General features: G+C 37.9%; 10 protein-coding genes. 6 read left to right on the forward strand and 4 right to left on the reverse strand.

All coding sequences use genetic code 11. The features are described 5' to 3' along the window. The 5 genes from pbpC (at position 1) to P164_RS14235 (ending at position 8730) form a co-directional block, all read left to right on the forward strand. Positions 1-2373: a penicillin-binding protein 1C gene (gene pbpC / locus P164_RS14215; RefSeq protein ID WP_199907793.1), complete on the forward strand. Its 2373-nt coding sequence runs from the start codon at positions 1-3 to the stop codon at positions 2371-2373. A gap of 134 nt (positions 2374-2507) precedes the next feature. Then, complete coding sequence (locus P164_RS14220) at positions 2508-3014, forward strand: GbsR/MarR family transcriptional regulator (RefSeq protein WP_028377003.1); 507 nt, start codon at positions 2508-2510, stop codon at positions 3012-3014. A 10-nt stretch (positions 3015-3024) separates the two neighbouring features. Then, on the forward strand, positions 3025-4161 hold the full coding sequence (locus P164_RS14225) for an efflux RND transporter periplasmic adaptor subunit (RefSeq protein ID WP_028377004.1): 1137 nt from the start codon (positions 3025-3027) through the stop codon (positions 4159-4161). Between the two features lie 25 nt (positions 4162-4186). After that, on the forward strand, positions 4187-7327 hold the full coding sequence (locus P164_RS14230; RefSeq protein WP_028377005.1) for an efflux RND transporter permease subunit: 3141 nt from the start codon (positions 4187-4189) through the stop codon (positions 7325-7327). Between the two features lie 2 nt (positions 7328-7329). Next, positions 7330-8730 carry an efflux transporter outer membrane subunit gene (locus P164_RS14235; protein ID WP_028377006.1) on the forward strand — a complete coding sequence of 467 codons (1401 nt, stop codon included), beginning with the start codon at positions 7330-7332 and terminating at the stop codon, positions 8728-8730. 106 nt (positions 8731-8836) lie between these two features. On the opposite strand, the gene P164_RS14240 is transcribed toward P164_RS14235, so the two are convergent. Continuing rightward, positions 8837-9304: a CYTH domain-containing protein gene (locus P164_RS14240; protein ID WP_028377007.1), complete on the reverse strand. Its 468-nt coding sequence runs from the start codon at positions 9302-9304 to the stop codon at positions 8837-8839. Position 9305: 1 nt separating this feature from the next. Continuing rightward, positions 9306-9962: an NAD-dependent epimerase/dehydratase family protein gene (locus P164_RS14245; RefSeq protein ID WP_028377008.1), complete on the reverse strand. Its 657-nt coding sequence runs from the start codon at positions 9960-9962 to the stop codon at positions 9306-9308. Between the two features lie 140 nt (positions 9963-10102). Between P164_RS14245 and dinB the strand changes: the two genes are divergently transcribed. Next, on the forward strand, positions 10103-11206 hold the full coding sequence (gene dinB, locus P164_RS14250; RefSeq protein WP_028377009.1) for a DNA polymerase IV: 1104 nt from the start codon (positions 10103-10105) through the stop codon (positions 11204-11206). 62 nt (positions 11207-11268) lie between these two features. Here dinB and pyk read toward each other — a convergent pair whose 3' ends face one another. Together pyk and P164_RS14260 are read right to left on the reverse strand one after the other, a co-directional pair. After that, positions 11269-12705 (reverse strand): pyruvate kinase, encoded by a 1437-nt coding sequence (gene pyk / locus P164_RS14255; RefSeq protein ID WP_028377010.1) that lies wholly within the window; start codon positions 12703-12705, stop codon positions 11269-11271. After that, positions 12705-13193: an IPExxxVDY family protein gene (locus P164_RS14260; RefSeq protein WP_028377011.1), complete on the reverse strand. Its 489-nt coding sequence runs from the start codon at positions 13191-13193 to the stop codon at positions 12705-12707. Before P164_RS14260 ends, pyk begins: the two co-directional genes overlap by 1 nt. Positions 13194-13243 lie beyond the last annotated feature (50 nt).

The following is a 13243-nucleotide window of genomic DNA, read 5'->3' on the forward strand; positions in this document are numbered from 1 at the left end:
GTGAATAACGCAGTATTAACTACTTCTTTAATCTTCTTAAAAAGGCACCGAATATCTATTGGTGCCTTTTTAATTATTTTGCTTGTATGGCTATTTTGCTTACCAAAACCTTTATTTAAAGATCCTACAGCAACCGTAGTAACCAGTAAAGAAGGGCTGCTACTAGGTGCTCGTATTGCAGATGACGGGCAATGGCGGTTTCCTGCAAATGATAGTGTTCCTCACAGATTTGAAGTGGCTCTTCTCGAGTTTGAAGATGCTTATTTTTATAAACATCCCGGTTTTAACCCCATAGCGATGAGCAAAGCCTTGTGGGCAAATCTTACAACAAAAAAACAACGCGGCGGAAGCACCCTAACCCAACAGGTAATTCGGCTTTCACGTAAAAATCCCGGGCGTACATATTATGAAAAACTCATTGAACTTGCAATGGCCACGAGACTTGAAGCCGGTTATCGTAAATCTGAAATTTTAAAATTATATGCCTCAAACGCACCTTTTGGAGGAAATGTAGTAGGATTAGAAAGTGCGAGCTGGCGGTATTTTGGTATTCCTGCGAGTGAGTTGAGTTGGGGTCAGGCAGCGGCGCTTGCTGTTTTACCTAATAATCCTGCATTGGTTTTTCCGGGGAAAAACGAACGCATATTTAAAGCTAAACGCAATCGCCTTTTAAAAAAACTATATACCGAAAAACACATTGATTCAACAACTTATGAATTGGCCCTATCTGAACAACTACCCGGCAAACCTCAGGAACTTCCTGACGCTGCTTCTCATTTTACAGAACGTGTAGCACGCGAGAAATCTGGAGAATTTATTAAGAGTACGCTGCGATTTAATTTACAATCCCGCTTAAATCAAATCGCAGCAGAAGCCCATTACAAATTAGATCAAAATAACATACACAATCTGGCAATTCTGGTTCTCGATGTAAATACGCGCGAGGTTTTAGGCTATATAGGCAATGCTTCAACAACTGCAGAACATGCGAACTATGTTGATATTATTACCAGCAACCGCAGTACAGGCAGCACCTTAAAACCATTTCTTTTTGCTTCGTTATTGAGCGCAGGAGAGCTACTTCCTAATACCTTAGTTGCTGATGTACCCACAAGTATTAATGGCTATAATCCACAGAATTTTGATCGTAATTTTCAGGGAGCAGTACCGGCTTCAGAAGCTTTAGCACGCTCTTTAAATGTTCCTGCAGTAAATTTGTTGCGGGAATATGGCTTAAAACGTTTTTACAATGTTCTTCAGAAACTCAATTTTAAAACCGTTACAAAACCTGCAGACTACTATGGCCTATCGCTCATACTAGGGGGTGCAGAAAGTAATCTTTGGCAACTCACAAATGCCTATGCAGGTATGGCTGCAACGCTTAACTATTTTAACACCCACTCCAGTGAATACCGTGATGGCTTATTTAATGATCCGGTTTATATCTGTAACGATAAAAACCCAGAAATAGAAACCAACACACAACCGGAATTTGTTGATGCCGGTGCTATCTATCAAACACTAGAAACCTTACGCGAAGTAAACCGCCCCACAGGTTCTGAAAACTGGGAGTTTTTTAATGAAGCACAGCCCATTGCCTGGAAAACTGGCACCAGCTATGGTTTTAAAGATGCGTGGGCTGTAGGAGTAACAGGTAGTTTTGCCATAGGCGTCTGGGCAGGTAATGCAGATGGCGAAGGCAGACCCGGAATTACAGGAATACAGGCAGCCGCACCCATCCTTTTTGATGTATTATCTATTTTACCCGCTTCTCCCTGGTTTCAAAAACCCTTTGATGAACTGGTAGAAGCAGAACTGTGTACGCAAAGCGGAAATCTCGCTGGGCTGTATTGCCCCGAAACAAAACTCCAATGGATTCCTAAAAAAGGCACACGTACCGAAGCCTGCACATTTCACACACAAATTTTTTTGAATAAAGAAGGTGATCATAGAGTAAATGCAGATTGTTACCCCTTAGGTGAAATGATCTCGCAATCGTGGTTTAGCCTTCCGCCGGTTTGGGAATATTATTATGCTCCTCTACATCCCGAATATAAACCACTTCCAGATTTTGAGTTGGGGTGCTTCCGCGAAAGCGAAAAAATTATGGAGTTTATTTATCCCAAACGAGGAGAAACCATTCTTATTCCTAAAGATTTTAATGATCAGCAACAAGAGGTAATTTTTAAACTTGCACACCGTAACCCAGACACAATTGTTTATTGGTATTTAGACAATACATTCATTAACAGCACCGAAACCTTTCACGAACTATCATTAGCGCTTTCTCCCGGAAGCTACATACTTTCAGCAACAGATTCTGCTGGAAACACAATCAAACAGCGCATACAGATCAAATTTGCTTCCTCTTAACTGCAAATTAATTAGAGAATATAGAAGGTTATTTTTAATTACTACAACGATACCTTTCATTTAACAAACATTTAAGTTTGCTTAGTTCGGTGATTTACGAACTAACTATAATTTTGCACTTCAGAATCTATATTATGGATCAGGAAGAACTTAAAGAATCTAAAGAACGATTAATTGAAAGTTTAGGAGTGCACATTGAGCGAAAAGATCAATTACCTCCTTTAGCTGCCAGAATCATTTCTACACTTGTGCTTACCGGTAAAAAAGGAGCCACTTTTGAGGAGCTGGTTGTGGGATTAAAAGCGAGTAAAAGCACTATTTCTACGCACCTCAACAGTCTTCAGAATTCTAAAAATATTACGTATTACACGATTTGTGGAGACCGCAAAAAATATTTCATCATGAATCCCGATGGTTTAATTATCAATATGGATAAAATGATAGCTACCTGGGAGCAAGAAATGCAATTGCATATTCAAATTATGGAATACAAGCAAAAAACAAATCAAAGCAATGTTGTAAATGATGATCTGGAGTTTGATCTGGAATTTCATAATGATTTTCTCAATTATCTGAATCAAGCAACTACTTCTATAAAGAATATACGTCAAAAATTAGCATCAAAAACAAACCAAGATTAAATCTGTAACAATGAGAAAGAGAGTTTTAATTAATTATATCCCTGTACTATTGGGTATTCTGTTAACCGCAGCATCTTGCGGAGACAGCAATGCAGAGCAACCTGCACAAAATGCAGCCAAGGCACCCAGCTTACCGGTTGTCACTTTACCCACTCAAACAGTTACCGGTTTTACCTCATACCCTACCCGTATTGAAGGTATTGTAAATGCAGAGGTATACGCAAAAATTTCAGGTTACATAACAAGTGTTGCAGTTGATGAAGGTCAAAAAGTAAAAAAAGGTCAGACACTTTTTAGATTAGAGACTCAATCTCTTAATCAAGATGCCGCTGCTGCAAAAGCAAATGTAAATGCAGCTCAGGTTGAGGTAGATAAATTAAAACCACTTGTTGAAAAAAACATAATAAGCAATGTGCAATTAGAAACTGCAAAGGCTCAATTGCAACAAGCTAAAAGCGGTTACAATGGTATTGCTGCTAATATAGACTATGGTAATATAAAAAGCCCTGTAGATGGTTTTGTGGGTTCTATTAACCTTAGAACTGGTTCTTTAGTAAGTCCTTCTAGTCAAGAACCCTTAACTACGGTATCTGACATTAGTAAAGTTTATGCTTACTTCTCTATGAATGAAAAAGAGTATATCGATTTTATTCAAAATGCTGATGGTATATCTATTGATGAAAAGATTAAAAATTTGCCTCCTGTTAAATTGATATTGGCAAATGGCGCTGAATATGATGTGGAAGGTAAAATAGAGACTATAAATTCTCAAATAAATAAAAACACAGGAACCATCTCTTTTAGAGCTGTATTTGATAACCCATCGCGAATTTTAACTAACGGAAACAGCGGTAAAATAAGAATACCTAAAACATACACAGATGTAGTCGTGGTTCCTAAAGAAGCAACTTTTGAACAACAAGGAAGTGTTTACGTTTATAAGCTTGATGCTAATAATCTGGCAACCTCTTCAAAAATTGAAATTACTGGAGATGTTGACAACCTATATGTAGTATCCTCAGGTGTTCAAAAAGGAGATCGTATTGTAGCCAAAGGTACAAATACCCTGCGCGGTCAAACAACGATTCAGCCCCAGGAAACCCCGTTTGACAGTATCGCCAAACCTGTAAACAAAGTATTTAGATAAATATAATCCCAGAACAAAATAAATTATGTTACAAAAATTTATAGAACGTCCAGTTCTCTCTACGGTAATATCAATTATTATTGTAATTCTAGGGGTTTTAGGTCTTTCATCTCTTCCTATTACGCAGTATCCAGATATTGCCCCACCTACAATCCAGGTGAGCGCTACCTATCCCGGAGCTAATGCAGAGACTATTCTAGAAAGTGTAATAATACCCATTGAAGAACAAATAAACGGTGTTGAGGGGATGACCTACATAACCTCAACAGCGACTAATAATGGTACCGCCGCAATCACTGTTTTCTTTGATCAGGATGTAGATCCAGATATCGCTGCAGTAAACGTGCAAAACAGGGTTTCTCAAGCAAACTCTTTATTACCACAAGCAGTTATTCAAACGGGTGTTACTACTCAAAAGCAACAGACCAGTGCCTTAATGTTCTTGTCTTTTTACAGCGAAAACAAAGATTATGATGACATTTATCTACAAAATTACCTAAAGATAAATGTCATTCCAGAAATACAACGTGTTAACGGGGTAGGTAACGTTCAGGTTTTTGGGTCTAAAGATTACGCTATGCGTATCTGGCTTAATCCACAAAAACTAGCTGCTTATGACCTAATGCCTTCAGATGTAAGCGCCGCTCTTAAAGAGCAAAGTTTAGAAGCAGCTGCAGGTTCTTTAGGAGAAAATGATGGTGAGTCTTTTTCTTATGTAATCAAATACAGTGGGCGTTTTAAAACAGAAACACAATACAGTGATATTGTTATAAAGGCTTTAGGAAACGGCGAGTTTTTACGCTTAAAAGATATAGCTGAAATCGAATTGGGAGCACAATCTTATACCGGGGGCGCTGTTACTAATGGAAACCCTGCGGTTAACCTGGGTATTTTTCAGACTAAAGGATCTAATGCACAAGAAATAATAGAACAAATTCAAACTGAATTAGAAACACTTCAAGGTGATTTCCCTGAAGGTATAAAAGTGGTTGTACCCTATAATACAAACACATTTTTATCTGCTTCAATAGAAAAAGTGATACACACACTCATTGAAGCCTTTGTTCTGGTGTTCATAGTTGTATTTATCTTCTTACAGGATTTTAGGTCTACCCTAATTCCTGCGATTGCAGTACCGGTTTCTATTATTGGAACATTTTTCTTCCTGAGTTTGTTTGGGTACTCTATTAACCTATTAACGCTATTTGCTTTAGTTCTAGCGATAGGTATTGTGGTAGATGATGCCATTGTGGTCGTTGAAGCCGTGCATGCCAAACTTGATGCAGGTGAAAATGACCCCAAGAAGGCGACTTCAGAAGCGATGCACGAGATCTCAGGTGCAATCATCTCAATTACACTGGTAATGGCTGCGGTATTTATACCGGTTACCTTTGTTCAGGGACCTACGGGTGTATTTTACGAGCAGTTTGGTATAACTCTTATTGTCGCAATTGTGATATCTGCAATTAACGCATTAACGCTGAGTCCTGCATTGTGTGCCTTATTACTAAAGGGTCATGACGACAAACAAGGTGGTAAAAAGAAAAATTTTGCACAGCGCTTTTTTGACGCATTTAACCGTGGCTTTAATGCAACCATAAAACGTTACGGTCGTTCGGTTCACTTTTTATACCGAAATAAATGGGTTACTATTTTAATCTTTGCGCTTGCAATTGGAGGTATCTTCTGGTCTTCATCAGTTGTAAAAACAGGATTTGTACCCGATGAAGATCGTGCCTTCTTATTTGTAAATACAGAATTACCTGCAGGTTCTTCTATAGACCGTACGCACGAAGTAAATGAGAAACTTTACAATATGATTAACGGTATGGAAGGCGTTGAAAGTATGTCTTTTATTGAAGGCCGAAGTATTATTAACGGTGCGGGTAGCAACTATGGTCTTGGCTTTATCAAACTGGCAGACTGGTCAGAACGAGATAGTGACGAACTTTCAATCGAAGCAATAACCGGAAAACTTTTTGGCATTGCCGCACAAATTCCGGAAGCACAGGTGATTTTCTTTGCACCACCATCTATTCCCGGTTTTGGTAACTCCGCTGGTGCCGAGGTAAACTTACTAGACCGCTCGGGAGGTAGTTTTGAAGAACTCGACGCGACCAATCAAGAATTTATAGGCAAGCTTAATCAGCGCCCCGAAATTCAATACGCGCAGTCCTCATTTAACACAAAATATCCTCAATACGAGTTAGAGATTAATGTGCCAGTAGCCAAAGAATTAGGAGTTCCTATTAGCAGTATATTCTCAACATTACAGGGTTATATAGGTGGTATTTTTGCGTCAGACTTTTCCCGTTTTGGTAAACAATATCGAGTTTACATACAATCTTTGCCAGAAGACCGGGCAGATCTTGCAGATCTTGATGGCCTTTATGTAAGAACAGATAGCGGCGAGATGACTCCTATCACACAATTTATAAACCTAAAGCGTGTTTATGGCCCACAGTCTGTAACTCGATTCAACCTGTTTAATTCGACTAAAATTACAGCGGCATCAAACCCTGGTTTTAGTTCTGGAGATGTGATTGCAGCGGTAGAAGAGGTTTCTAAAACGCTTCCATCTAATTATACAACAGCATATTCTGGTCTTACACGAGAAGAAGTAAATGCTGGTAACCAAACGACCACAATATTTATTCTGTCTCTGGTTTTCGTATACTTCTTACTTGCGGCTCAATACGAAAGTTATATTATTCCGCTCGCGGTAATTCTTTCGCTACCCTTTGGAGTATTTGGGGCTTACATTACCACACAGTTTACAGGACTGCAGAACAACATATACTTTCAGATTGCACTAATAATGCTTCTGGGTCTTCTCGCCAAGAACGCAATTCTTATCGTGGAGTTTGCTATACAAAGGCGTAAAGCCGGTGAAAGTATTGTAGATGCTGCAGTACACGGCGCAGAATCTCGTTTACGACCCATTTTGATGACCTCATTTGCCTTTATTATGGGACTTCTTCCGCTGGTATTTGCTTCTGGAGTAGGTGCCGAAGGTAACCGCTCTATAGGTACAGGTGCAGTAGGTGGTCTGTTGATAGGTACAGTTATAGGTGTATTTATAATACCCGTATTATACATTCTCTTTCAATGGTTACAAGAAAAAATTTCAGGAGCTCCAACCCCTAAAACTGAAGAAACTCACTAATTATGAAAAAACAAATTGTATATAGATTTTTCCTTTTAGGAGCTGTACCATTTCTACTTGCGTCTTGCTTTGCTGCTAAAGATTATGAGCGACCAGAAGAAATTATCAACGATCTTAATTTTCGCACAGATACTGTTGCGGCAGACAGCTCTAATGTTTCTATGATTGCGTGGCAGGATCTGTTTACAGACCCTTTGCTTCAAAACCACATTCAGGAGGGACTAGAGCAGAATATAGATATTCGCGTAGCCTTACAGCAGATATTAGCTGCTCAAGCTTATTTTAAACAGGGGAAGCAAGGTTATTTCCCTACTTTGAGCGTAACTCCTCAATACACACATCAAGAACTGTCTTCTAACAGTCAGTTTGGAAATCAATTTTCTAAACTTGATGTGTATCAACTTGCCGGAAATTTATCATGGGAAGCAGATATCTGGGGAAAAATACGCAGTAACGAACGCGCTTTTGCAGCTTCTTATTTACAAACTATTGAAGCGCACCGCGCGGTTAAAACACAGCTGATTGCTAATATCGCTTCTGCTTATTTTCAGCTTTTATCACTTGATGAGCAGTTACGTGTTACTGAAGAAACAATTGAAACCCGTAGTAGTAGTTTAGAAACTACCCGAGCGCTTAAAGAGGCAGGTAATGTTACCGAAGTAGGTGTAAAACAAACTGAGGCGCAATTATACACCGCACAAGCACTACGCCTCGACATTTTAAATCAGATACGTTTACAGGAGAATAGTTTATCTATACTTTTAGGTAAACAACCAGGACCTATATCTCGCAGCAAACTTAGTGAGCAGTCAATAACTACTCCGCTTAAAACAGGAGTGCCTGCAGAGCTTTTAAGCAATCGCCCAGATGTACGAGCTTCAGAATTTGACTTGATGAATGCCTTTGAGCTTACTAACGTAGCCCGAAGTAGTTTTTATCCTTCGTTGACGTTAACGGCTTCTGGTGGTTTTCAAAGTCTTGATTTTGAAAAATTATTTGACACAAGCTCTTTATTTGCAACAATAGTAGGTGGTTTAACTCAGCCTATATTTAATGGCCGAAAAATTCGTACACAATATGAAGTGTCACAAGCACAGCAGGAACAGGCGAAGCTTAATTTTAGAAAAACCCTTTTAACAGCTACACGCGAAGTTTCTGATGCCCTTTACTCGTATGAGATTGCCACAGAAAAACTAGAAGTTAAGAAGAACGAATTTGAAGCTTATGATCTAGCTACAAGCTATTCTGAAGAACTTTTAGACAATGGTCTCGTAAATTATCTTGAAGTATTAACCGCAAGACAGAATGCCCTAAATTCTAGCCTTGATGTTGTGAATACACGATTTAATCAACTACAAGCGATAGTAAATTTATATGAAGCTTTAGGCGGTGGATTAGAATAACAAAAATTGGAGTGTCTTTTACCCCTAAGTAAATTATAAGTCCATAAAAAAACCGGTAACGCTGTCAAAGGCTACCGGTTTTTTATTTGATCAAAATTCAAAATCCCTACCATTTAGTAAATGGGTTCTTACTAAGTTGTGAATTATAATACCGCACATCACCTGTAACCTCATCGCCTAGCCAATCTGGCTTTATAAATGCTTCATTAGCATCCTTTAATTCTATTTCTGCTAACCAGAGTCCTTGATTATCATCATAAAACTCATCTACCTCATAAATATGCTCTCCTGCCTTAACCTCATATCTGGTTTTAGATATTGCTCCAGGCTCACATAACTTTAAAAGCGCATTTGCTTCGGTTAGGTCTATTTCTTTTTCCCACTCAAATCGCGTGGTACCACTTTCATCAGACTTTCCTTTAATGGTAAGATACCCTTTGTCATTGTGAATGCGAATGCGTACCGCACGAGAAGGATTACTGTTTAAATAACCCTGTTTTATTTCGCTTTGCGAAAAAGCCTCGTTCTTAAAAGCATCACTTTTTACTAAAAATTTACGTTCGATCTCCAGCATCCTAATTCGCTATTTTTTTTATTTCATCAGATTCAATTCGCTTTTCACTGTAGGTATTAAATGCTAGATACTGCATAGTTTGCACAATTGCTTCTGGCTTTATACTTTGATATTTTTTTAAAGGACCCACTAAAAATAAGTTGAACAGTTTAAAAGCGCCAATAGCTAATTTCTCAACAGTGCGTTGTTCTTCACGATTGCCTGCAAGTAATGAAGGCTGAAGAAAATACGTTTCTTTTACATTCTGTTTTAAAACATCACGCTCCATCTCTCCTTTTGTTTTATTGTAAAACACACTGCTTTTAGGATCTGCACCTAAAGCCGAAATTACAATGAGTTTAGGAATGTTATTTATGCTGCATAGTTTTGCGGCAGCAAGAGGTATCCCGTAATCTATTTTTTTGTACTCTTCTTTATCACTGGTTTTAGCCTGCGTTGTTCCTATACAGCAAAAAACCACATCTGCTTTAAAAGAGTCTGAATGGTTTTGCAACTCAAAAAGATCAACAACGTGCTCTTCTAGTTTAGGATGCGCAATACCCGATTTTCTTCGGTGAAAACTAATTAATTTATCATATTTGGCATGAGCTAAAATCGATTTTGCTAATGCCTCTCCTACTAAACCGGTGATTCCTAAAATTAATGCTGTCTTTCCCATTATTGCTTATTTTCAACTTAATACATTAAAACAAACTGTCATAAATGTGTTTTGAAAACTACTAAAAGCAAATTAAAATACTGCCAAATAAAACCTAAGCTATCTGTAAATACTACTTAGTAGGTAACTTTACGACTGCTATGGAAGAGTCTGCTAAAAAAAGAAAAATTATTCACGTTGATATGGATGCGTTTTACGCATCTGTAGAGCAGCTAGACAATCCTGAGCTTCGGGGTAAACCTGTGGCCGTAGGAGGCGGCTCAGAGCGTGGTGTGGTTAGTGCGGCTAGTTACGAGGCTCGTAAATTTGGTGTGCGTAGTGCAATGGCCGGTGGTCTTGCCCGCAGACTGTGCCCAGAACTTATTTTTGTAAAAACTCGTTTTGAACGGTATCGGGAAATTAGCGCTCAAATACGTGAAGTGTTTTTTGAATATACAGACCTGGTAGAACCACTATCTCTCGATGAAGCCTACCTCGATGTGACCGAGAATAAAAAAGGCAATCCCAGTGCCAGTCTAATTGCTAAAGAAATACGAGCAAAGATTAAAGAGAAAACCGGTCTTAATGCTTCAGCAGGTATCTCTGTCAATAAATTTATAGCTAAGGTAGCCAGCGATATCAACAAACCAAATGGTCAAAAAACAATAGGACCCGAAGAGGTTATTCCGTTTTTAGAAAAGCTTGATATTCGTAAATTTTATGGTGTAGGTAAGGTTACGGCTGAGAAGATGTATCAATTAGGCATTTTTACAGGGAATGATTTAAAATTAAAATCGCTCGAGTATCTTCAGGAGAAATTTGGCAAAAGTGGTGCGTTTTACTACAATGTGGTACGCGGTATTCACAACAGCCAGGTTAAGCCAGACCGCATACGCAAATCATTAGGCGCCGAGCGTACTTTTAGTGAGAATATATCTTCAGAAATTTTTATGATTGAGCGTCTTGAAAATATTGCAGAAGAGATAGAACGCCGACTTAAAAAATCTGATGTAGCAGGTAAAACAGTTACTTTAAAAATAAAATACAGCGATTTTACCTTAAAAACACGCAGTAAGACCCTTCCCTATTTTATTCGTTCTAAAGAAGTAATTTTAGAAACCGCCAGAGAACTACTCTTTCAGGAAAAGATGGAAAACAGCGTGCGCTTACTGGGTATTACACTTGCTAATTTGAATACCGAAGATCGGGATCAAAAAAGTGTAGAACAAAAAGTAATCGCGGTACAGCTAAAATTTGACTTTTAGAATTAAAAAAAGCCTTTCAATTTAAAACTGAAAGGCTTTTAATTTTATGTAATAACTTCTTATTAGGTACCTTGAATTTCTCTTACACGTAATGTGTTAACCATACCTTTTTCACTAATAGGCATCGCTGCAAGGCTAATTACCATATCACCTACTTCTAAATACCCCTGATCTCTTGCGATACGGTTGATATCTCTTACGGTCTCATCTGTAGAAACAAATTTATCGTAGAAAAATGCCTTAACTCCCCAAAGTAAGTTTAATTGGGTTAAGATAATTCGGTTAGAAGTAAATACAAGGATGTGAGATTTTGGTCTCCAGGCAGATATTTGAAAAGCAGTATAACCACTATTTGTAAGAGTAGTAATCGCTTTTGCATCAATTTCGTTAGCCATTAAAGCTGCGTGATAACAAATCGCTTTAGTAATGTATCTGTTAGTACGTATATGCGGTGGCGTATGTGGTACTTTGATAAGATCAGAATCTTCTACCTTGCGCAAAATAGATGACATTCGCTCAATAACCTGTACCGGGTATTTACCTACTGAAGTTTCGCCGCTTAACATTACAGCATCTGCCCCATCCATAACCGAGTTAGCAACATCATTTACTTCTGCTCGTGTTGGAGTAAGACTTTCTATCATCGTTTCCATCATCTGGGTAGCGATAATAACCGGAATACGTGCTTTTTTAGCAGCAAGCACAAGTTCTTTTTGTATAAGCGGAACTTCTTCTGCAGGAATCTCAACACCCAGATCTCCACGAGCCACCATAAGACCATCACTGTATGCAACAATCTTATCTATATTTTTTACAGCTTCTGGCTTCTCTATTTTTGATATAATAGGAATTTTGTGGTCAGAATGTTCTTTAATTAAATCCTGAAGTTGAATTAAATCACCTTCGTGACGCACAAAAGAAAGCGCTAACCAGTCAACTTTTTGACCTATTGCAAAAATGGCATCCTCAATATCTTTCTCGGTTAAAGCCGGAAGCGAAATATTTGTATTGGGTAGGTTTACACCTTTACGAGATTTTAATGGTCCTCCTTGAATTACCACAGTTTCTACTTCACTCTCGTTATCGGTTTTAAGAACTTCAAAAATTAACTTTCCGTCGTCAAGAAGAATACGTTCGCCTTTGTTTACATCTCTTGGAAAGTGTTGATAGTTCATATAAACACGCTCCTTAGTACCTTCAAATTCTTCTTTAGTTGAGAACGTTATGATATCACCCGGGCTAACCTCTATCCCTTCTTTCATGATACCTACACGAAGTTTTGGTCCTTGTAAATCTGCAAGTATTGCCGTGTTGTAACCAAACTCATCGCTCAAGCTACGTATCATTTGAATACGCTCTTTAACAGCATCATAATCTGCGTGTGAGAAGTTAATTCTAAATACATCTACACCCGCTTTAATCATTTCGTGTAGTACTTCTTTCTTACTGGTTGCGGGTCCTAGAGTTGCAACAATTTTAGTTTTCTTCTTATTTGACATTATTCAAAAATTAAATTTTGTTTAGATTTTAAGGAACTTACGTTAACATCGTAAGCCGTTATTATTTGGGATATTTGATTTAATTGATTTACCAGATTCTGTATACTAACTTTACCTGAATCGCTTTCAATTTTCAGCAAATAATCTGCATTTTTAACTTCAGGAACTAAATTAAAGGTTTTGAAATGTTCTCCTGCAGATTCTGCAAAGAGATCATTATTTAAAACCCGAGATACATCTTTAAACTTATGTTTATTACTTATTAATGTATAATAGACGTAGTTTTTTACATCATCATATTGCAATGTAGGAAAACTATATGTATCGTTCTTTGTATAATAATTTATGTCCTTTGCGCTTTTAAGGCGCAAACCCGCATATTTATTGAGCATAAATGCAATGCGGTAATCTTCTAAAGAGCAATGTATTGCGATTAACGCAAAATCATATTCAAACGTATCGTCCAATAAAAGTTTTAAAGCTGCCATAGACTTATTTGAGCTTCTAAATATAGTTAAAGTCTAACAGATAAGCATGT

The organism is Leeuwenhoekiella sp. MAR_2009_132 (assembly GCF_000687915.1).
GTDB lineage: Bacteria > Bacteroidota > Bacteroidia > Flavobacteriales > Flavobacteriaceae > Leeuwenhoekiella.